Origin of the sequence: Streptomyces sp. NPDC005402 (genome assembly GCF_040606575.1) — a bacterium.
Taxonomy (GTDB): domain Bacteria; phylum Actinomycetota; class Actinomycetes; order Streptomycetales; family Streptomycetaceae; genus Streptomyces.
This window is the reverse complement of sequence record NZ_JBEXFB010000014.1, coordinates 173,278-193,846: the sequence shown is the minus strand read 5'-3', so window position 1 is coordinate 193,846 and position 20,569 is coordinate 173,278. Positions and strand designations below refer to the sequence as shown.

Sequence of the window (20,569 nt, the reverse complement as noted above, 5' to 3'; positions counted from 1 at the left end):
GAGGGTGACGGAACCGCGCCACCAGAAGGAGGCTGAGCATGATGGTGCTCGCCCTGTCCGGCATCCTCGTGCTCACCGTCGGGGGATGTGTCTGCGTCTGGTGGGCGGCCCGGGGCGGCCCGCGCTGGACGCGCGCGGTGTCCTCGGCGACCCTCGCGGCAGGCGATCTGGCCCGCCGCGCGAGCCGTTATGACCGGAACCCGAGCGCCGGAGACGACTGAGCACCCTCCGCCCGGGACGGCCCGGGAAACTGCCCGCGGCCGCCGGGGGCCTGGCGAAGCTAGAGCACGAAGCCCGGTCGGCCGTCGTCGGTCACCACGGGGCGGCCCGCCTCGGCCCACTGCTGCATGCCGCCGTCGACGTTCACGGCGTCGATGCCCTGCTGGGCCAGGTACATCGTGACCTGGGCGGAACGGCCGCCGGACCGGCAGATCACATTGACGCGGCCGTCCTGCGGGGCGGCCTCGGTCAGCTCGCCGTAGCGGGCCACGAACTCACTGATGGGGATGTGCAACGCCCCTTCGGCGTGGCCCGCCTGCCACTCGTCGTCCTCGCGGACGTCCAGCAGGAAATCGCCGTCCTTGAGGTCAGTGACCTGGACCGTGGGCACACCAGCACCGAAATTCATGGGGCCGACGCTACCTGACGCCCTGAGGACGCGGCCGGTCACGGTCACTCCTGCGCGAGCAGCTCCGTCAGCTCCGCCTCGCGCGCGGAGACGTCGGCCAGGAGCTTCTCGGCGATCTCCTCCAGGAGGCGGTCCGGGTCGTCCGGTGCCATCCGGAGCATCGAGCCGATCGCGCCCTCCTCCAGCTCCCGCGCGACCACCGACAGCAGTTCCTTGCGCCGGGAGAGCCATTCGAGGCGGGCGTAGAGCTCCTCGCTGGGGGTGGGGCCCTGCTCCGGCGGCTTGGGACCGGCGGCCCACTCCTCGGCCAGTTCCCGCAGGAGAGGCTCGTCGCCGCGTGAGTAGGCCGCGTTGACCCGGGTGATGAACTCCTCGCGCCGGGCCCGCTCGGTGTCGTCCTGGGCGAGGTCCGGGTGGGCCTTGCGGGCGAGCTCACGGTAGAGCTTGCGGGCCTCGTCGCTGGGACGCACCCGCTGCGGAGGCCGCACCGGCTGGTCGGTGAGCATCGAGGCGGCCTCAGGGAACAGGCCCTCCCCGTCCATCCAGCCGTGGAACAGCTCCTCGACGCCGGGCATCGGCAGCACGCGGGCGCGGGCCTCGTCCGCCTTGCGCAGATCCTCGGGGTCGCCGCTGCGGGCGGCCCGGATCTCCGCGATCTGCGCGTCCAGCTCGTCGAGGCGGGTGTACATGGGGCCGAGCTTCTGGTGGTGCAGGCGGGAGAAGTTCTCCACCTCGATGCGGAAGGTCTCCACCGCGATCTCGTACTCGATGAGCGCCTGCTCGGCGGCCCGCACGGCCTGCTCCAGCCGCGCGGTGCCTGCGGCGGCTGTGCCGTGGGGGTCGGCTTCCGGGGACGTCATCCGGACAGCCTAACCGGGTCGGCCCAAGGCAGGCGCCATCCGGGGTGCAGGGCCGGGTTGTCGGGTCGGCTCGTCGAGCGGGAAGGGGTGGTGTCGTGTCTGGTCGTCATGGCTGGTCGCGCCCACGCGGCGGAGCCGGAGACTGATACAGCCTCGCGCCCCTCGGGCGTCGGTGCGGCCCGACCGTCACGATGCCCCGGCCTCCTCACACACCCGTCTCCGCCGCCACCCTTCCCGCCCGGATTCCCGCCACCAGCTCCCCGTGGTCCGCCTCCGTGCGGTCGGCGTAGGTGACGGCGAAGGTGGCGATGGCCTCGTCGAGTTCGTCGTTCTTGCCGCAGTAGCCGGAGATGAGGCGGGGGTCGGCGCTGTGCGAGTGGGCGCGGGCCAGGAGGGCGCCGGTCATACGGCCGTAGTCGTCTATCTGGTCGGCGGAGAGGGCGGCCGGGTCGACGCTGCCCTTGCGGTTGCGGAACTGGCGGACCTGGAAGGGACGGCCCTCGACGGTCGTCCAGCCCAGCAGGATGTCGCTGACGACCTGCATCCGCTTCTGACCGAGGACCACCCGGCGGCCCTCGTGGTCGACCGACGGGGCGTCGAAGCCCGCGGTGACCAGGTGCGGCAGGAGGGCCGAGGGCCGGGCCTCCTTGACCTGCAGGACCAGCGGTTCGCCGCGGTGGTCGAGCAGCAGGACCACGTAGGAGCGTGTGCCCACGCTGCCCGTGCCGACGACGCGGAACGCCACGTCGTGCACCGCGTGGCGGGCCAGCAGCGGGAGGCGGTCCTCGGAGAGCGTGGTCAGGTAGTGCTCCAGGGACGCGGCCACTGCCGCGGCCTCCTCGTCGGGCACCCGGCGCAGCACCGGCGCGGCGTCCACGAAGCGCCGGCCGCCGTCCTCCGTCAGCTCCGTCGACCTCGCCGCGAAGCGCCCGCTGGTGTTGGCCCGCGCCTTCTCCGAGACCCGCTCCAGCGTGCCGACCAGGTCGTGGGCGTCGGTGTGGGAGACGAGTTCCTCGTCCGCAATCGCGTTCCACGCGTCCAGCACCGGGAGCTTGGCCATCAGCCGCATGGTGCGCCGGTACGCCCCCACGGCCCCGTGCGCCGCCGCGCGGCAGGTGTCCTCGTCGGCGCCGATCTCCCGGCCCGCGAGGACCAGGGAGGCGGCGAGCCGCTTGAGGTCCCACTCCCAGGGGCCGTACACCGTCTCGTCGAAGTCGTTCAGGTCGATGACCAGGTCGCCGCGGGCGTCGCCGTACAGGCCGAAGTTCGCCGCGTGCGCGTCGCCGCAGATCTGGGCGCGGATCCTGGTCATGGGGGTGCGGGCCAGGTCGTACGCCATGAGGCCCGCCGCGCCGCGCAGGAAGGCGAACGGCGTGGCGGCCATCCGGCCCACCCGGATCGGCGTGAGCTCGGGGATACGGCCCCGGCTCGACTCCTCGACCGCCTCGACCGCGCCGGGGCGGGAGATGTCGAGGTCGAGCGCCGCATGGGCACTGCGCGGGACGCTCTCCCGCAGGGCCTTGCCCTCCTTCTTGGGCGAGCCTTCGAGGGGCCACTGGGCGAAGCCGCGCACTCGGGGGCGCCGCCGGGCCGAGTCCGCGGTCGCTTCGGCCGACGCAGCCGAGACCGCCATCTCCCGCACCCCGGCCCCGTCGCCGGCCTGCGTCCCGACCTTCGCCTCCGCACCGGCATCGGTCACACCGACCGCCTCCCCCGTGACTCGCAAGAACATCAACTCGTGCAGACCGTACAACCACCGGCCGAAACACGTCAGACCCTGTGGACAACTCCACAGCTGTGGAAAACCCGGGTGAATGCCGCGGCCCTACGGCACGGCCCTACGCGCCCGTCGCCCCCCACAGCCTGGATCCGGTCCGCGCACCCCTCCCACCCCTCCCACCCCGGGCGTCCCTCACGCCCCCGGCGTCCCTCACGCCCGCAAATACGCAAGCACCGCCAGCACCCGCCGATGTGTCTCCTCCGCCGGAGGCAGGTCCAGCTTCGTCAGGATGCCGCCGATGTGCTTTCCGACCGCGGCCTCGGACACCACCAGTTCGCGCGCGATCGCCCCGTTGGACTTCCCCTCGGCGATCAGTGCGAGGACCTCACGCTCGCGCGGGGTGAGCCGCTCCAGTGGATCGCGGCGACGGCGCAACAACTGCCGTACGACTTCGGGGTCCACGACCGTGCCGCCGTCCGCGACCTCGCACAGGGCGTTGACGAACTGCTCGACCTGGCCGACCCGGTCCTTGAGCAGATAGCCGATGCCCGTGCCGTCTCCGGAGTCGAGGAGTTCGGAGGCGTACGTCCGCTGCACGTACTGGCTCAGGACCAGCACCGGCAGGCCGGGGCGCCCCTCCCGCAGGCGGACCGCCGCGTGCAGCCCCTCGTCCTGGAAGCCGGGCGGCATACGGACGTCCGTCACGACGATGTCGGGGCTGTGTTCCTCGACCGCGGCAAGCAGTTCCTCGGCGTCGCCGACGGCCCCCACGACCTCGTGGCCGCACCGGCCGAGCAGGCCGATGAGTCCCTCGCGCAGCAGCACGCTGTCCTCGGCGAGCACTACCCGGAGCGGTCGCCGTCCGCCGCCACCCCGTTCGTCCCGCACGCCTCGGCCAACTCGGTCACCTCGCAAGGGAACTCCACACGCAACAGGGTCGGACCGCCCGGCGGACTGGACAGGGAGAGTGTCCCATCCAGGACCGACACCCGGTCGGCGAGTCCGGTCAGCCCGCTGCCCGCCGAGGCGTCCGCGCCGCCGCGGCCGTCGTCCCGCACCTCCAGCAGCAGCCGTCCGCGGGAGTGGCCGCCGCGGACCTCGGCCCGGCCCGCGCCACTGTGCTTGGCGACGTTGGCGAGGGCCTCGCAGACCACGAAGTAGGCGGCCGCCTCGACCGCCTGATCCAGCCGCCCCGGTACCGAAAGGTCGACGTCGACCGGGACGACGGAGCGGTCCGCGGCGTCGGCGACGGCGGCGACCAGGCCGTAGTCCGCGAGGACCTTGGGGTGAATGCCCTGAATGAGCTCGCGCAGTTCGGCCAGGGCCCTGCCCGCCTCGTCGTGGGCCTTGGCGAGCTGGTCGGCGAGCGGTCCGGGCGGGGCGTCGAGACGGGCCAGGCCGAGGGTCATCGTCAGGGCGACCAGGCGCTGTTGGGCACCGTCGTGCAGATCACGTTCGATGCGCCTGCGCTCCGCCTCGAAGGCGTCCACCAACCGCAGTCGCGAACGGCTCAGTTCGACCACCCTGGCGTCCAGCTCGCCGTCGCGGGAGGCGATCAGCGACCGCGTCAGCCCGGCCCGGGCACCCGCCACGACCCCCAGCGCGTACAGACCCGCCGCCAGGAGCAGCAGCCCCAGTACGGCGACCCCGAGGGCCGTCGGCCACGTGGCGACCGTCCACTGCTTGAGCACCTTCGCCTCCTGGCCGTCTCCGGCCGTGGCCATCAGCAGCGGAGTGGCGGCCATGGATACCGGAAAGAGCAGAGCGACGGTGACCGCGAGGGCGTCGACCGGCCAGAGCAGGCCGGCGAAGAGCAGGGTGTACCCGAGTTCACGCCAGGTCGCCTGTTCCTTCAGCCGCGTCGTCAGCCAGGCCCACCGGCCGGTGGCGGCGGGCGCCCGGTGCGGATCGGGTACGGGATCCGCGTCGACCAGGCGCAGGCGCTGCCGTTCCACCCGGCCGACCACGACGCCGGACAGCGCCAGCATGACGAGCAGCGGCAGTCCGACGAGTACGACGGTGAGTGCCCCGCCGACCACCGCCAGCGTCACGATCCCCACCAGCGCGACCACGCCCGCCACCGCACCGCTCAGCAGATAACCGACCGAGCGCCAGGGCCACGCCGACACCAGGAAACCCCGCCGGGACATGGCCTGCCACACATTCCGAGGATGCATGCGGATCACCGTAGAAGCGCGGCGCGGGGCCGGGCCATGGGCCAGGACGGAGGAGTGGGGGTATGGCCGGCCCTACCCCAGGTCTCGGTCCCGCCGCACTGCGCCCGAGCACCTGCGAACGGTTTCGTGGAGCCACCGAAGACACCGGCCGAGACCACATCGGCCGAAACGACACCGGACGGGACGACACGGTCCGACCGGAGGAGTGGGGGGCCCATGACGACCGACGCCATCAGCCTGCGATCCGTCACCAGGACATATGGCAGGACGCACAGCAGGGCCAGCAGACGTGCCTCACCCGACGACACCACCGTGACCGCGCTCCACGACGTCACCCTCGCCTTCCCCCGCAGCACCTTCACCGCCGTCATGGGCCCCTCCGGCTCCGGCAAGTCGACTTTGCTGCAGTGCGCCGCGGGCCTGGACCGGCCGACCTCGGGCTCGGTCACCCTGCGCGGCACCGAGCTCACGACGCTCAGCGAGACCAAGCTGACCCTGCTGCGGCGTGAGCGCGTCGGGTTCGTCTTCCAGGCGTTCAACCTGCTGCCCTCACTGACCGCCGAGCAGAACGTCGCCCTGCCGCTCAGGCTGTCCGGCCGACGCGTTCCGAGGGTGCGGATCCGTGAGGTGCTCCAGCAGGTCGGCCTCGCCGAGCGCGCCCGGCATCGGCCGACCGAGCTGTCCGGCGGCCAGCAGCAGCGCGTCGCACTGGCCCGTGCCCTGGTCACCCGCCCCGAGGTCCTCTTCGGCGACGAACCGACCGGCGCCCTGGACTCACAGACCGGCCGCGAGGTACTGACCCTGCTGCGGACCATGGTCGACCGCGAAGGCCAGACGGTCGTCATGGTCACCCACGACCCCGTGGCCGCGTCCTATGCCGACCGCGTGGTCTTCCTCGTCGACGGCCGGGTCAACGGCGAGCTCGTCGGAGCCGGTCCGAACCACATCGCCACACACCTGGCCGAACTGGAGGCCACCCCACCACCCCAGCCGACCACCCTTCGCACCCCACCGCCCCGGCCGACCACCCCTCCCACAGCCCCGGCTCCGCCCACCACCCCTCCCACACCCCGCCCCGCGTTCACCACCACTCCCCGCCCGGAGGGCCAGTCGTGCTGACCATCGCCCTCCACACCCTCCGCACCCGCTGGTCCACCTTCCTGGGCACCTTCATCGCCCTCTCCCTCGGCGTCGCCCTGCTAGCCGTGATGGGCCTGACCCTCGCCTCCTCGCTGAACGCGCCGGAGAGACAGCCCGAGCGGTTCGCCACCGCACCAGTCGTCGTCCAGGGCCAGACCACCCTGACCGTGCCGACCACGATCGGCGCCCATGTTTCACGTGAAACACGCACGCTCGCCCACCCCCGTGCGGTGCCCGAGACCACCGTGGCCAAGTTGCAAAGGCTCGGCACGGTCACCCCGGACCGCTCCTTCCCGGTACGCGCCGAGGGCGGCCCCCGCGATCTCGTCGGCCACCCCTGGTCCATCGCCGCCTTCGCCCCGTACGAGATCACCGAAGGCCGCGCACCCCGCACCGCGGACGAAGTGGTCGTCACCGGTGACTGGGTCCATCCCGGCAACCGACTGCGCACCGACCACGGCACCGTACGAGTCGTAGGCACCGTCCCCTCCCGAAGCTTCGAGACCGCCGTCTTCTACACCGACGCCCGCACCGCCGAGTTGTCCCCGAAGAGCACGCGACTCGTGGTGAAGGCAGACGCGCGAGACGTACGAGAAGCAGTAAAAGGCGAGTCCGTCGACGTCCTCACCGGCAGCGCCCGCCGTCTCGCCGACCCCGACCCGGACCGCGACCAGGAGGCGCTCACCGCGATGAACGCCCTGTTCGGCACCGCCGGCGGAGTCACCGCCTTCGTGTCGGTGTTCGTCGTGGCGTCCACCTTCGCCTTCGCGGTCGCACAGCGGCGCCGCGAGTTCGGCCTGCTGCGCACCGCGGGAGCCACTCCCGGCCAGATCCGCCGGACGGTGTGCACGGAAGCACTGCTGGTCGGCGTCCTCGCCTCGGCCACCGGCTGCGTGCTCGGCGCCTACGCTGCCCCGCACCTCGCCGACCGGGTGGTCGACGTCGGCCTCGCACCGAGTTGGTTCACCATCGGCGACTCCAAGTGGCCGTACCACATGGCCTTCTGGACGGGCCTGCTCGTCGCGCTGTCCGGTGTGATCGCCGCTTCCTGGCGGGCGGGCCGCACCGGGGCCGCCCAAGCGCTGCGCGAGGCCTCCGTGGATACCAGGACGCTGACATGGGGCCGCCTGCTGTTCGGGGCCGGCCTGCTGCTGACCGCCGCGGTCACACCGGCTCTGGCCCTGGTCACCGACCCGGGTGAGTTGCTGCACCGCAAGACCTACGTCAGCCGTCCGCTGCTGCTGATCACCGCGGTCGCGCTGCTCGCGCCGGTCCTGGTGCGTCCGCTGACCCGGCTGCTCGCCTGGCTGCCGGCCCAACTGCCGGGCGCGGGCGGCATGCTGGTGCGGGAGAACGCCGCCGCGCAAGTCCGCCGTACGGCAGCCGTGGCGGCGCCCGTCCTCGTCACGGTCGCCCTCACGGGCTCGCTGCTGGGCGCGACCGCCACACTGAACGAGGCCAGGGCCAGCGAGGTACGCGAGCGGCTAACGGCCGACTTCGTTGTCGTCCCCACCGGCCACTTCGGCCCAGCCGAGGGCGAACGCCCTGCCGACGAACCCGGCTTCGACACTCGGACACTTCAGCGGCTCCGCACGATCCCCGGCACCACAGCCTCCGCGACCTCGTCGAGCACCGTCTTCGTCCTGGAGGACGGCGTGGCCCTCATCAAATCCGAGGCGCGCGCCGCCGAGGCCGCACCGCTCGCCGCGACCGCCGATCTCCCCCTGGCCGCCGGGAAGGTGAGCGACCTCGACGACGGGTCGATCATCGTCAACGAGGAGTGGGAACGGCACACCGTCGGGCAGAACGTGGACGTGTGGCTCGGCGACGGCACCCGGAAGTCGCTGCGGATCGCCGCGGTGATGACGACCGGCACCGGCGACAACGGTGTCTACGTCACCCCGGCCAACGCCCCCGGCTCCCCTGTCGACCGCGTGGACGTCACCCTCGCCGCCGGTGCCGACCCCGCTGTGGTGGCAGGTGCTCTGCGCGAGGCGGGCGGACACGTCCTGACCAGGGACGAGTGGCTGCGGGCGAGTCACCCCGGGACCGACCGGACCACCCGGTACGGCCTGGTGCTGGTCCTCGGCATCGCCCTGCTCTACACCGGGATCTCCCTGGCCAACACGATGGTCATGGCCACCTCGGACCGGATGCGCGACCTGGCCGTGCTCCGCCTCGCCGGGGCCACCCGCCGGCAAGTGTTGCGGCTGGTCGGCGCCGAGGCGCTGACAGTCGTGGCGGTGGGCGGCGTGCTCGGGCTTCTGGTCACCGGGTTGAACCTGGCCGGGATGCAGGGTGCGCTGGCCCTGCTGTCAGTGCACGCGCGGATGCGAGTCCCCTGGCCGGAGCTCGGCGCGGTCACCGGAGTCTGCGCGGTCCTCGCCGTGGTGTTCTCCGTCGCCCCGGCCGCCTGGGCCATGCGTCGCGGAGCCCTGGAACCGGCCGCCACGAGGGAGTGAGAGAGACCTCACAGCGTGAGCCGTGCCACCACCGTGCCCGCGCACCTGCCACCGTCCCGGCCCCCGCGCAGGGGCAACAAGAAGCCCCTCAGGTCCAGGACCTGAGGGGCTTCCAGTGGTGGTGCGCGAGGGGGGAGTTGAACCCCCACGCCCTTTCGGGCACTGGAACCTGAATCCAGCGCGTCTGCCTATTCCGCCACCCGCGCATTGGGTGTGTCCTCGGGCCCCTCGCCTTGCGGTCCGGCGCCTTCCGACACGCAGAACATTAGCACGCTGAAGAGGGTGGGTTCACATCCCATATCCGGGGGCAGCCGCCCACCAGCGGCTTCGGAAGCGGCCCCCGCACCGGGGTGCCACCGGCCACGTTTCACCCCGCGTCGGCGCACGTATCAACTTGTGCTGGTTCACGTATCAACCTCGTACCGGTAGCACCCGTCTCCCCAGGACAGGTAGGGGTCCACAGTCAGGTGCGGGACACTGGTCTGCGGCCGCCTCTACGATCCTTGACAGAGGAGTTCGACAGCGGAGTTCGAAGTGGAGCTCCACAGGGAACTTTCGGAGGCGTCGACACCCGTCGACCGTGCCGACAGGGGGAACCAGCCGATTCACCGGCGCGTGGATACGATCAGTGAGCAGTACCAGGTAAGCAGCAGCCGGCGCAGTACCCAGGACGGCAAGGACGGAGGAGGTGCCTCATGGGAGTCCTGAAGAAGTTCGAGCAGCGTCTCGAAGGTCTGGTCAACGGCACCTTCGCCAAGGTGTTCAAGTCCGAGGTCCAGCCCGTGGAGATCGCGGGAGCGCTCCAGCGGGAGTGCGACAACAACGCGACCATCTGGAACCGCGACCGCACGGTCGTACCCAATGACTTCATCGTGGAGCTGAGCACGCCGGACTTCGAGCGGCTCAGCCCCTACTCGGGCCAGCTCGGCGACGAACTCGCCGGCATGGTGAGCGACTACGCCAAGCAGCAGCGCTACACCTTCATGGGCCCGATCAAGGTCAACCTGGAGAAGGCGGACGACCTCGACACCGGTCTGTACCGGGTGCGCAGCCGTACGCTCGCTTCCTCCACCAACCAGCAGGCTCCCGGAACCGCGGCCCCGGCCGGCCGGCCCGGCGCACCGGCACCCGGCGCGGGAGCCGGCTACGGCTACCCGCCGGCCGCTCCGGCGGGCGCCCCGCCCATGCCGGCCGCCCCGCCTCCCGGCCGTGGCGCCCCCGGCGGCTACGGCTATCCGCAGCCGGCCCAGGCCCAGCGCCCAGGCGCCGGCGGCCCGGTCGGCGCGCCCGCGCCGGGCTCCCGTACCCGCCACTGGATCGAGATCAACGGCACCCGCCATCAGATCTCCCGCGCCACGCTGGTGCTGGGCCGCAGCACCGAAGCCGACGTGCGGATCGACGACCCCGGCGTCTCGCGCCGGCACTGTGAGATCCGGACCGGAACGCCCTCGACGATCCAGGATCTCGGGTCCACCAACGGCATCGTGGTGGACGGGCAGCACACCACCCGCGCTACGCTCCGCGACGGCTCGCGGATCGTCGTGGGCAGTACCACCATCATTTACCGGCAAGCCGAAGGGTGAAGCGGGGGCAATGTCAGAGCTGACCCTGACGGTCATGCGGCTGGGTTTCCTGGCCGTACTGTGGCTGTTCGTGATCGTGGCCGTGCAGGTCATCCGCAGCGACCTGTTCGGTACGCGCGTCACCCAGCGCGGCTCGCGCCGGGAAGCCGGCCGGGCCCAGCAGGCCCAGCGGCAGGCGCCCCCGCAGCAGCGCCAGCAACCGGCGGCCGGCGGCCGCCAGCGCCGTAACGCCCCCACCAAGCTCGTCGTGTCCGAGGGAACCCTCACCGGCACCACCGTCGCGCTCCAGGGGCAGACCATCTCGCTGGGCCGGGCGCACGACAGCACCATCGTGCTGGACGACGACTACGCCTCCAGCCGCCATGCCAGGATCTACCCGGACCGTGACGGCCAGTGGATCGTCGAGGACCTGGGCTCCACCAACGGCACGTATCTCGACCGAACGCGGCTGACGACCCCGACACCGATTCCGCTGGGCGCGCCGATCCGCATCGGCAAGACCGTCATCGAGCTGCGGAAGTAGTGCTACATCATGAATAGGCGCGAGCGGAGCGAGCACGCGGCGTGGGCCCCCACCCCGGGCCCCGGCGCGCTCCCGACCGGAGGGTGGGCACCGTGCGGATGTACCCGGAGCCGACGGGCGAGGTGCGCATGAGTCTGTCACTGCGCTTCGCCGCCGGATCGCACAAAGGCATGATCCGGGAGGGCAACGAGGACTCCGGATACGCCGGGCCCCGCCTGCTCGCCATCGCCGACGGCATGGGCGGCGCCGCCGCCGGCGAGGTCGCCTCCTCCGAGGCCATCTCCACCATCGTCGCCCTCGACGACGACGTCCCCGGCTCCGACGTCCTCACCTCCCTCGGCGTGGCCGTCCAGCGCGCCAACGACCAGCTGCGCTCCATGGTCGAGGACGACCCCCAGCTCGAAGGCATGGGCACCACCCTGACCGCCCTGCTGTGGACGGGCCAGCGCCTGGGCCTCGTGCACGTCGGCGACTCACGCGCCTACCTGCTGCGCGACGGCGTCCTCACCCAGATCACCCAGGACCACACCTGGGTGCAACGCCTGGTCGACGAGGGCCGCATCACCGAGGAAGAGGCCACCACCCACCCCCAACGCTCCCTGCTGATGCGGGCGTTGGGCAGCGGAGAACACGTCGAGCCCGACCTCTCCATCCGCGAGGTCCGCGCCGGCGACCGCTACCTGATCTGCTCCGACGGCCTCTCCGGCGTCGTCTCGCACCAGACGCTCGAGGACACCCTCGCCAGCTACCAGGGCCCCCAGGAGACCGTGCAGGAGCTCATCCAGCTCGCGCTGCGCGGCGGCGGCCCCGACAACATCACGGTCATCATCGCCGACGTCCTCGACCTGGACACCGGGGACACCCTCGCCGGGCAGCTCTCCGACACCCCGGTCGTGGTCGGCGCGGTCGCCGAGAACCAGGGCCACCTGCACGACCCCGGCATCATGCAGACCCCCGCGGGCCGCGCCTCCGGACTCGGCCGCCAGGGCCACGGGCAGGGCGGAGGCGGCGAGTACGGCTCCTCCGACACCACCGGCTACACCCCCGCGGGCAGCTTCGGCGACTACTCCGACGACGACTTCGTCAAGCCCCGCACGGGCCGCAAGTGGCTGAAGAGATCGTTCTACTCGGTCCTCGCGCTCGCCGTCATCGGCGGTGGCCTCTACGGCGGCTGGCGCTGGACGCAGACCCAGTACTACGTCGGCGTCAACGGCGAGCACGTGGCGCTGTACCGGGGCATCAGCCAGGACCTGGCGTGGGTCTCGCTCTCGAAGGTGTCCAAGGACCACCCCGAGATCGAACTCAAGTACCTGCCGCCCTACCAGCAGAAGTCGGTCGAGGGCACCATCGCCGAGGGCGGCCTGAAGACGGCCCAGAAGAAGATCGACGAACTGGGGGTCCAGGCCTCCGCGTGCAAGAAGCAGGCCGAGGCGCAGGCCACGGAGGGCAAGAAGAACTCCAAGACGGGCGAGGGCCAGGCCGGCGGCACCACGGGAACCACGCAGTCCTCCCTCGCGTCCAAGGCCACACCGACCCCGACGAGCACGTCCTCCCCGTCCCCGAGCGCTTCCGCATCCCCGACGCCCACTCCCACCCCCGGCCCCACCCTCTCGGACGAGGAGAAGCAGGTCGTCGGGAACTGCGGTACGCAGTAGGCAAGCCGTGAGAGGCCCTGTCACACGATGAGCAGCAGTACTTCGAACACGTCGACGCACCACACGTCCACGATCGGCGCGATCGGCGCACCGAGCCGCCGCAACACCGAGCTGGCGCTGCTGGTGTTCGCCGTCCTCATCCCGGTCTTCGCCTACGCCAACGTGGGCCTCGCCATCGACGACCAGGTCCCCGCCGGGCTGCTGAGCTACGGCCTGGGCCTCGGCCTGCTGGCCGGCGTCGCCCACCTCGTCGTCCGCAAGTTCGCGCCCTACGCGGACCCGCTGATGCTGCCGCTGGCCACCCTGCTCAACGGCCTCGGCCTCGTCGCGATCTGGCGGCTGGACCAGTCCAAACTGCTCCAGCAGCTCCACGTCGCCGGCGGCAAGGCCACCAACCAGCTCATCTACACGGCGATGGGCATCGCCCTGTTCGCCGTCGTCCTGGTCTTCCTCAAGGACCACCGGGTCCTGCAGCGCTACACCTACATCTCCATGGTCGGCGCCCTGGTCCTGCTGCTCCTCCCGCTGGTCCCCGGCCTCGGCGCCAACATCACCTACGGCGCCAAGATCTGGATCCAGGTCGGCAGCTTCACCATCCAGCCCGGAGAGTTCGCCAAGATCGTCCTGGCGATCTTCTTCGCCGGCTACCTCATGGTCAAACGGGACGCGCTCGCCCTCGCCAGCCGCCGCTTCATGGGCCTGTACCTGCCGCGCGGCCGCGACCTCGGACCGATCATCGTCGTCTGGATGATGTCGATCCTCATCCTGGTGTTCGAGACCGACCTCGGTACCTCGCTGCTGTTCTTCGGAATGTTCATCATCATGCTGTACGTCGCCACCGAGCGGACCAGCTGGATCGTCTTCGGTCTGCTGATGTCCGCGGCCGGCGCCGTCGGCGTGGCCAGCTTCGAGCCGCACGTCCAGACCCGTGTCCAGGCCTGGCTCGACCCGATGCGCGAGTACACGCTGAGCCGCAACCCGAACGGCGACGGCATGGTCCACTCCGAACAGGCCATGCAGGCACTGTGGGCCTTCGGCTCCGGCGGCACCCTCGGCACCGGCTGGGGACAGGGCCACTCCGAGCTGATCCGCTTCGCCGCCAACTCCGACTTCATCCTCGCCACCTTCGGCGAGGAACTGGGCCTGGCCGGCCTCATGGCGATCCTGCTGATCTACGGGCTGATCGTGGAACGCGGCGTCCGCACCGCCCTCGCCGCCCGCGACCCCTTCGGCAAGCTCCTCGCCATCGGCCTGTCCGGCGCCTTCGCGCTCCAGGTCTTCGTGGTGGCCGGCGGTGTGATGGGCCTGATCCCCCTGACCGGTATGACGATGCCCTTCCTCGCGTACGGCGGTTCCTCCGTCATCGCCAACTGGGCCCTGATCGGCATCCTGATCAGAATCAGCGACACCGCACGCCGCCCGGCGCCCGCTCCCGCCCCCAGCCCCGACGCCGAGATGACCCAGGTGGTCCGCCCGTCATGAACAAGCCCCTGCGCCGGATCGCGATCTTCTGCGGCCTCCTGGTCCTGGCCCTGCTCATCCGCGACAACTGGCTCCAGTACGTCAAGGCGGACAGCCTCCGGGAGGACCCGGACAACCGCCGCGTGCTCATCGCGCGGTATGCCACGCCCCGCGGCGACATCATCGTCGACGGCAAGGCCATCACCGGGCACGCCGAGACCACGTCGGGCGACTTCAAGTACAAGCGCACCTACAAGGACGGCGCGATGTGGGCGCCGGTCACCGGCTTCGTCTCGCAGGCCTACGGCGCCACCCAGCTGGAGTCCATCGAGGACGGCATCCTCACCGGCACCGACGACCGGCTCTTCTTCCGCAACACCCTCGACATGCTCACCGGCAAGCCGAAGGAGGGCGGCAACGTCGTCACCACCCTCAACGCCGCCGCACAGAAGGCCGCCTACGACGGCCTGAAGAAGCAGGGCGGCAAGGGCGCGGTCGCCGCCATCGAGCCCTCCACGGGCAAGATCCTGGCGCTGGCCTCGTACCCGTCGTACGACCCCTCCACGATCGCCGGCGGCAGCGACTCCGACGCCGAGGCCTGGAAGAAGATCGACAAGAAGAACAACCCCGACGACCCCTCGCTCAACCGGGCGCTGCGCGAGGTCTACCCGCCCGGCTCGACCTTCAAGGTCGTCACCGCGGCCGCAGCCCTCGAGAACGGCCTGTACAAGTCGGCCGACGAGAAGACCGACTCGCCGCTGCCGTGGACCATGCCGGGCACCACGACCCCGCTGAAGAACGAGGGCAACATCCCCTGCAAGAACGCCACCATGCGGGTCGCCCTCCAGTACTCCTGCAACACCGTCTTCGGCAAGATCGGCTCCGACCTCGACAACGAGAAGATGCTCGAAGAGGCCAAGAAGTTCGGCTTCACCGAGGAGCAGTTCACGCCGGTCCGCTCCAGCGCGTCGGTCTTCTCCGACGACATGAACAAGTCGCAGACCGCGCTGTCCTCGATCGGCCAGTACAACACCGCCGCGACCCCCCTCCAGATGGCCATGGTCGCCTCCGCCGTCGCCAACAACGGCACCCTGATGAAGCCGTACATGGTCGACTCCCTCCAGGCCCCCAACGTGGACACCCTCGAGAAGACCGAACCGGAGAAGCTGAGCGAACCGCTGTCCCCGGAGAACGCCCAGATCCTCCAGTCGATGATGGAGACCGTCGTCCAGAAGGGCACCGGCACCACCGCGCAGATCGACGGCGTCACCGTCGGCGGCAAGACCGGTACCGCACAGCACGGCGAGAACAACAGCAAGAACCCGTACGCCTGGTTCATCTCGTACGCCAAGGTCGGCGACAGCGCACCGGTCGCCGTCGCCGTGGTCGTCCAGGACGACAACGCGGTCCGCGAGAACATCTCCGGCAGCGGTCTCGCGGCGCCCATCGCCAAGAGCGTCATGGAGGCGGTCATCGACTCCAAGAAGTGACCCCGCTCACGTCACCTCCACATCGGTGCACGTTGCGATACCGGTCCTGTATCGGGTGACGCACTTGGCCAGGTCACACAAAGCTAGCCGGGTACGGTAGGCCCGGAGTGCAGCCTCCGACCGCACACACGTGCCGGTCGGGACCGACGGAGAGGGCTGGTAGGAAGCTATGGAAGAGCCGCGTCGCCTCGGCGGCCGGTACGAGCTGGGCCAGGTGCTCGGCCGTGGTGGCATGGCAGAGGTATACCTCGCCATGGACACGCGCCTCGGCCGCACCGTGGCGGTGAAGACGCTGCGCGCGGACCTCGCGCGCGACCCGTCCTTCCAGGCCCGGTTCCGCCGGGAGGCCCAGTCGGCCGCCTCGCTCAACCATCCCGCGATCGTGGCGGTCTACGACACGGGCGAGGACTACATCGACGGGGTCTCGATCCCGTACATCGTCATGGAGTACGTCGACGGCTCCACGCTCCGCGAACTCCTGCACAGCGGGCGCAAGCTGCTGCCGGAGCGCTCCCTGGAGATGACCATCGGGATCCTCCAGGCCCTGGAGTACTCCCACCGCAGCGGCATCGTCCACCGCGACATCAAGCCCGCCAACGTCATGCTCACGCGCAACGGCCAGGTCAAGGTCATGGACTTCGGCATCGCCCGCGCCATGGGCGACTCCGGCATGACCATGACCCAGACCTCCGCGGTCATCGGCACCGCCCAGTACCTCTCCCCGGAGCAGGCCAAGGGCGAACAGGTCGACGCGAGATCGGACCTCTACTCCACCGGCTGCCTCCTCTACGAGCTGCTGACGGTCCGGCCGCCCTTCGTCGGCGACTCCCCGGTGGCCGTCGCGTACCAGCACGTACGCGAGGAGGCGCAGCCCCCGTCGGTCTTCGACCCCGAGATCACCCCCGAGATGGACGCCATCGTCCTGCGGGCCCTGGTCAAGGACCCCAACTACCGCTACCAGTCCGCCGACGACATGCGCGCCGACATCGAGGCCTGCCTCGACGGCCAGCCGGTCGCGGCCACCTCGGCCATGGGCTCGGTGGGCTACGGCGGCTACCCGGACGACCAGCCGACCACGGCCCTGCGCTCCGACGCCGGCGCCACCACCATGCTGCCGCCGATGAGCCCGGACGACAGCGGTTACGGCTACGACGACCGCCCCGACCGACGCCGCCAGAAGAAGTCGAACACCTCGACGATCCTGCTGGTCGTAGCGGGCATCCTGGTGCTCGTCGGCGCGATCCTCATCGGAAAATGGATCTTCAGCGGCGGCGGTGCGGCCAACGACACGGTGCCCGTACCGAACCTGGTCAGTCAGTCACAGGCCGACGCGGAGAAACTGCTGACCAACAGTGATCTCAAGCTGGGTACCGTCACCAAGAAGCCCTGCGAGGACCAAAGTACGGGCAAGGTCTGTGAGCAGGACCCAGCCCAAGGAACCAAGGCCGACAAGAACTCCACCGTGAACCTGGTTGTCTCCACGGGCGCACCGAAGGTGGCCGTACCAAACGTGATCGACAAGGATGTCGACGCGGCCACGAAGCTGCTTGAAGACAAGGGCTTCGAGGTGAAGACAACCACGACCGAGTCTTCCCAAGACCCGGGCACGGTTCTCAGCCAGAACCCCGACCCTGGGACTGAGCTGGAGAAGGACTCAACGGTGACACTCGAGATCGCCAAGGCCGAGGCGAAGTCCACGGTCCCGGACGTCGTCGATCGCTCCTGTGACGACGCCAAGGCACAGATGCAGGCCAACAACCTCGTCGGCAACTGCACCGAGGTCGAGACCGACGACACCAACAAGATCGGCAAGGTCATCTCGACCGCGCCGCAGGCCGGCACCCAGGTCGACAAGAACTCGTCGGTCAACATCCAGATCGGCAAGCCGAAGGACAAGACCGAGGTCCCGAACGTCGTCCAGCGAACTGTGAAGGACGCCCGAGCCGCGTTGCAACAGGCAGGATTCACCAACATTCAGTTCAGCAATGGCAGTTCGCCGGACGACAACGCCATAGTTTTCGCACAGGACCCCCCCGGCGGCACGGAAGTGGATGATCCCGGAAGCACAACGATCACACTCACAGCTGTGAACGCCGGTAACAATGGCGGCAATAACGGCGGAAACAACGGAGGTATTTTCGGTTAGCAAGAGACCCCTTTGACGAACTCACTCGTCTGAGGAGCTCAAAGGTTTTGAGGCCTGGGAATGCATAGACGCGCCCAGGCCTCAAGCATTGCCGCCCATCACGCAGTGGCGAGCCTCACACCTCAGTAAATAGATAATGTCCGATATGGCAAGATCGACAAACTTGTCGTGTCCAATTCAATGTGTTCAAATTGGAGGTGACCACGCTTTAACCCTAAGCAAGGGGGAACATCATGCAGTCCCGTATGACGGGCAGGTCTCAGACCCGCCGTAGAGTCGCGTCCGTCGCCCTGTGTGTGACGACAGTGGCAACTGCGGTTGCCGCCGCAGCACCGGCTCAGGCAGCTGGCGACGTAGTCATCAAGCTGAGCTGCACCGACGCACGTAAGACTTTCAAGGTGAACGCAACCCTTGAAGGAAGCGGTGCACCTACGGCAAAGTACGACGTCGGCTTCAGGATCACCGACTATATCGACGACACTCGAGCCCCAAAGCTCAGGCTCATGACCGCCAACAAAGACGGCTCGCGGACTGAATATCCCTGGAACGTCGGCGCTCAGGGGCGAAGCGTGATCAGTGAGTGGAGCAGCACTCTTCAGCAGCCCAAGGGCATAAAGGTCGTATTTCTTGAGGGCACTGTAAATTCCTCGGACTGGGCACAGTTCCAGTGCAGCGATTACGCCCCGAAGTCTTAGGTTCGAGCTTTCTTCACCAACGGGCTCCGGTGCTCTCTGCCGGAGCCCGTTGGCGTTTCGGTAAATCATCCACCCGCACGTCGATCGTGTCTTCATATGTACCTACTCGTTGATCGGGTGGGGCTGGGTCTCACACCCTCGTCCTGACCAAAGGGCTACACCCACCCACGGAAGGCAGAACATGATCAACGACTCGGCCCTGCTGGAATCCAGGAGCCTGCGCGACGGCGTGCTGGACCGCACGGACGTACTCGACAGGGTCAAGGCACTGTCGCTGCTCCCGGACGGGATGCATGTGACCACGGCGATGGTGGCCGCGTATTTCGAGGTCGGTCTCGAAGCTGTCAAGTCGCTCGTCAAGGACCACCGGACGGAGCTGGAGACCAATGGGTACCGTTCCCTCACGGGTGAGGAACTGAGGTCCTTCAAGAACCTCAGTGGGATCCAATCGCGCACGGCGTCTCTCGCCCTCTTCTCCCGCCGAGCCGTCCTCAACGTCGCCATGCTGCTCCGCGACAGCGAAGTAGCACGTCAGGTGCGTGTGTACCTCCTGGACATGGAGTACCTGGCGCGTACGCGGCCTGTGGATAACTCAATCCACAGGGACACCGTCTCCCTCGACGACCGCATCGACCAACGCATCACCCACATCCTCGGTAAGACCGTCGTACCGATGTTCAACGCCCTGATCGAAACATCGGGTGAGCACCGCAAGGAGTTGGTCGCCCTGCGGGCAGGAGTCCAGCGCATCGAGCGACGCCTCCACCAGCACCACACCCGCCTCAAACGACTCGAAGGCGTACGAGACGACCGACCCACCGTCGGAGTCATGGCCGCCATGGACGCCATGAACGGCCGCACGTTCGAACACCACATCGCCAAGCTGCTGCGCCGCGACGGATGCACCGACGTGACCGTTCAGGGCGGCCACGGAGACCGGGGTATCGACATCAGCGGACTCACAGCCGATGGACGACGCCTCGTCGTCCAGTGCAAGCGGTTCGCGCCCTACCTCAACATCACCAGCCCCGACATGCAGAAGTTCGTCGGAGCGGCCAAGGTTCTGCACACCGCGGAGGTGGCTCTCTTCGTGGCCACTTGCCCGTTCACCTCGGAGGCCCTAAGCATCGCCGCCGAGACCGGGATCACCGTCGTACACCGTGGGCTGCTGGAGCAGTGGAGCGCCGGGGAACCCCTGGACGTCCTGGAGTAGGCACGGGCTGACGCAAAGAGGCCCGAAGCCGCAAGAGAAAGTTGCGGCTTCGGGCCTCCGTCATCCTAGGTCAGTTCCTTCGGCGGTGTCCGCTCGCTGTCCACCTTCTCCGTGCGGACCAACTCCCCCCACACCACATACCGGTACCGCGACGTGTACACCGGCGTGCACGTCGTCAGCGTGATGTAGTGGCCGGCCTTCTTCTTGCCGGACTCCTGGGGGATCTGGCCGAGGACCTTGACGTTGTACTTCGAGGTCTCGGGAAGGACCGCGAAGACCTTGTAGACGAACCACTCGTCCTTGGTCTCGAAGACGATCGGATCGCCCTTCGCCACCTTGTCGATGTTGTGGAACTTCGCGCCGTGGCCGTCGCGGTGGGCGGCGAGGGAGAAGTTGCCCTTCTTGCCGCTGGTGGGGAGCGTGGCCTTGACCGGGTCGGTGTAGTAGCCGGCGACACCGTCGTTGAGGATCTTCGTCGAGGTGCCCTTCTCGACCAGGACCTCACCGTTCTTCATCGCGGGGACGTGCAGGAAGCCGATCCCGTTCTTGGTGTCCAGCGCCCCGGGACCGGTGTCCCGGTTCTGCATCCAGTTGTCGCGCACCTTGTCGGCTTCCTTGTGCGCCGCGCGGTCGGCGACGACATTCGTCCACCACAGCGAGTAGGCGACGAACAGGCCGAGCACCAGGCCCGCCGTGATGAGGAGTTCACCGAAGACGCTGACCGCCATGGCGATCCGGCCGGTGCCACGGCGGCGCGACGCGGGCGCGCCGGTGTTCTGCTCTTGATCGGTGGTCGCTGCCACTAGTCATCTGCCC

The 20,569-nt window shown here is 69.3% G+C and carries 17 protein-coding genes and 1 tRNA gene; 11 read left to right on the top strand and 7 right to left on the bottom strand.

Annotated features, from left to right (window positions below; genetic code table 11):
- Positions 1 to 38: 38 nt before the first annotated feature.
- The gene (locus ABZT02_RS26840; protein WP_356021556.1) at positions 39 to 221 is read left to right on the top strand and encodes a hypothetical protein; all 183 of its coding nucleotides are present in this window, start codon (positions 39 to 41) and stop codon (positions 219 to 221) included.
- Between the two features lie 59 nt (positions 222 to 280).
- Here ABZT02_RS26840 and ABZT02_RS26835 read toward each other — a convergent pair whose 3' ends face one another.
- The 5 genes from ABZT02_RS26835 to ABZT02_RS26815 form a co-directional block, all read right to left on the bottom strand.
- Entirely contained in the window at positions 281 to 610 is a 330-nt protein-coding gene (locus ABZT02_RS26835) for a rhodanese-like domain-containing protein (RefSeq protein ID WP_356021677.1), read from the bottom strand.
- A 62-nt stretch (positions 611 to 672) separates the two neighbouring features.
- Positions 673 to 1,488, bottom strand: a complete 816-nt coding sequence (locus ABZT02_RS26830) for a J domain-containing protein (RefSeq protein WP_356021554.1) — start codon at positions 1,486 to 1,488, stop codon at positions 673 to 675.
- Between the two features lie 205 nt (positions 1,489 to 1,693).
- Positions 1,694 to 3,121, bottom strand: a complete 1,428-nt coding sequence (locus tag ABZT02_RS26825; protein ID WP_356021675.1) for a DUF2252 domain-containing protein — start codon at positions 3,119 to 3,121, stop codon at positions 1,694 to 1,696.
- A gap of 297 nt (positions 3,122 to 3,418) precedes the next feature.
- Positions 3,419 to 4,051: a response regulator transcription factor gene (locus ABZT02_RS26820; RefSeq protein WP_356021552.1), complete on the bottom strand. Its 633-nt coding sequence runs from the start codon at positions 4,049 to 4,051 to the stop codon at positions 3,419 to 3,421.
- Positions 4,051 to 5,358, bottom strand: a complete 1,308-nt coding sequence (locus tag ABZT02_RS26815) for a sensor domain-containing protein (RefSeq protein ID WP_356021673.1) — start codon at positions 5,356 to 5,358, stop codon at positions 4,051 to 4,053. Before ABZT02_RS26815 ends, ABZT02_RS26820 begins: the two co-directional genes overlap by 1 nt.
- Positions 5,359 to 5,601: 243 nt before the next feature.
- On the opposite strand from ABZT02_RS26815, the gene ABZT02_RS26810 reads away from it, so the two are divergent.
- On the top strand, positions 5,602 to 6,504 hold the full coding sequence (locus ABZT02_RS26810) for an ABC transporter ATP-binding protein (RefSeq protein WP_356021550.1): 903 nt from the start codon (positions 5,602 to 5,604) through the stop codon (positions 6,502 to 6,504).
- Positions 6,498 to 8,987, top strand: a complete 2,490-nt coding sequence (locus ABZT02_RS26805; RefSeq protein ID WP_356021548.1) for an FtsX-like permease family protein — start codon at positions 6,498 to 6,500, stop codon at positions 8,985 to 8,987. Before ABZT02_RS26810 ends, ABZT02_RS26805 begins: the two co-directional genes overlap by 7 nt.
- A 119-nt stretch (positions 8,988 to 9,106) precedes the next feature.
- Here ABZT02_RS26805 and ABZT02_RS26800 read toward each other — a convergent pair.
- A tRNA-Leu gene (locus tag ABZT02_RS26800) sits at positions 9,107 to 9,193 on the bottom strand.
- Positions 9,194 to 9,682: 489 nt separating this feature from the next.
- Between ABZT02_RS26800 and ABZT02_RS26795 the strand changes: the two genes are divergently transcribed.
- The 8 genes from ABZT02_RS26795 (at position 9,683) to ABZT02_RS26760 (ending at position 19,753) form a co-directional block, all read left to right on the top strand.
- Positions 9,683 to 10,570 carry a DUF3662 and FHA domain-containing protein gene (locus ABZT02_RS26795; RefSeq protein WP_356021546.1) on the top strand — a complete coding sequence of 296 codons (888 nt, stop codon included), beginning with the start codon at positions 9,683 to 9,685 and terminating at the stop codon, positions 10,568 to 10,570.
- 10 nt (positions 10,571 to 10,580) lie between these two features.
- Positions 10,581 to 11,093, top strand: a complete 513-nt coding sequence (locus ABZT02_RS26790; protein ID WP_356021544.1) for an FHA domain-containing protein — start codon at positions 10,581 to 10,583, stop codon at positions 11,091 to 11,093.
- A gap of 98 nt (positions 11,094 to 11,191) precedes the next feature.
- Entirely contained in the window at positions 11,192 to 12,748 is a 1,557-nt protein-coding gene (locus tag ABZT02_RS26785; RefSeq protein WP_356021671.1) for a Stp1/IreP family PP2C-type Ser/Thr phosphatase, read from the top strand.
- Between the two features lie 27 nt (positions 12,749 to 12,775).
- Positions 12,776 to 14,230, top strand: coding sequence for an FtsW/RodA/SpoVE family cell cycle protein (locus ABZT02_RS26780; protein ID WP_356021542.1), 1,455 nt, complete (start codon positions 12,776 to 12,778; stop codon positions 14,228 to 14,230).
- On the top strand, positions 14,227 to 15,699 hold the full coding sequence (locus tag ABZT02_RS26775; protein ID WP_356021540.1) for a penicillin-binding protein 2: 1,473 nt from the start codon (positions 14,227 to 14,229) through the stop codon (positions 15,697 to 15,699). Before ABZT02_RS26780 ends, ABZT02_RS26775 begins: the two co-directional genes overlap by 4 nt.
- 169 nt (positions 15,700 to 15,868) lie before the next feature.
- Complete coding sequence (pknB, locus tag ABZT02_RS26770; protein ID WP_356021538.1) at positions 15,869 to 17,845, top strand: Stk1 family PASTA domain-containing Ser/Thr kinase; 1,977 nt, start codon at positions 15,869 to 15,871, stop codon at positions 17,843 to 17,845.
- A gap of 233 nt (positions 17,846 to 18,078) precedes the next feature.
- Positions 18,079 to 18,540, top strand: a complete 462-nt coding sequence (locus ABZT02_RS26765) for a hypothetical protein (RefSeq protein WP_356021536.1) — start codon at positions 18,079 to 18,081, stop codon at positions 18,538 to 18,540.
- Positions 18,541 to 18,721: 181 nt separating this feature from the next.
- Entirely contained in the window at positions 18,722 to 19,753 is a 1,032-nt protein-coding gene (locus tag ABZT02_RS26760; RefSeq protein WP_356021534.1) for a restriction endonuclease, read from the top strand.
- Between the two features lie 65 nt (positions 19,754 to 19,818).
- Here ABZT02_RS26760 and ABZT02_RS26755 read toward each other — a convergent pair whose 3' ends face one another.
- A complete protein-coding gene (locus tag ABZT02_RS26755; RefSeq protein WP_356021532.1) occupies positions 19,819 to 20,556 on the bottom strand; it encodes a class E sortase in 738 nt (245 codons plus the stop codon).
- Positions 20,557 to 20,569: the final 13 nt, after the last annotated feature.

What these genes read in the sequence shown, in the direction of transcription:
- ABZT02_RS26760 (WP_356021534.1), top strand. Translation starts at nt 18,722, where the DNA reads ATGATCAACGACTCGGCCCTGCTGGAATCCAGGAGCCTGCGCGACGGC.
- ABZT02_RS26815 (WP_356021673.1), bottom strand. Translation starts at nt 5,358, where the DNA reads ATGTCCCGGCGGGGTTTCCTGGTGTCGGCGTGGCCCTGGCGCTCGGTC.
- ABZT02_RS26785 (WP_356021671.1), top strand. Translation starts at nt 11,192, where the DNA reads ATGTACCCGGAGCCGACGGGCGAGGTGCGCATGAGTCTGTCACTGCGC.
- ABZT02_RS26810 (WP_356021550.1), top strand. Translation starts at nt 5,602, where the DNA reads ATGACGACCGACGCCATCAGCCTGCGATCCGTCACCAGGACATATGGC.
- ABZT02_RS26795 (WP_356021546.1), top strand. Translation starts at nt 9,683, where the DNA reads ATGGGAGTCCTGAAGAAGTTCGAGCAGCGTCTCGAAGGTCTGGTCAAC.
- ABZT02_RS26790 (WP_356021544.1), top strand. Translation starts at nt 10,581, where the DNA reads ATGTCAGAGCTGACCCTGACGGTCATGCGGCTGGGTTTCCTGGCCGTA.
- ABZT02_RS26830 (WP_356021554.1), bottom strand. Translation starts at nt 1,488, where the DNA reads ATGACGTCCCCGGAAGCCGACCCCCACGGCACAGCCGCCGCAGGCACC.
- ABZT02_RS26825 (WP_356021675.1), bottom strand. Translation starts at nt 3,121, where the DNA reads ATGGCGGTCTCGGCTGCGTCGGCCGAAGCGACCGCGGACTCGGCCCGG.
- pknB (WP_356021538.1), top strand. Translation starts at nt 15,869, where the DNA reads ATGGAAGAGCCGCGTCGCCTCGGCGGCCGGTACGAGCTGGGCCAGGTG.
- ABZT02_RS26840 (WP_356021556.1), top strand. Translation starts at nt 39, where the DNA reads ATGATGGTGCTCGCCCTGTCCGGCATCCTCGTGCTCACCGTCGGGGGA.
- ABZT02_RS26780 (WP_356021542.1), top strand. Translation starts at nt 12,776, where the DNA reads ATGAGCAGCAGTACTTCGAACACGTCGACGCACCACACGTCCACGATC.
- ABZT02_RS26765 (WP_356021536.1), top strand. Translation starts at nt 18,079, where the DNA reads ATGCAGTCCCGTATGACGGGCAGGTCTCAGACCCGCCGTAGAGTCGCG.
- ABZT02_RS26775 (WP_356021540.1), top strand. Translation starts at nt 14,227, where the DNA reads ATGAACAAGCCCCTGCGCCGGATCGCGATCTTCTGCGGCCTCCTGGTC.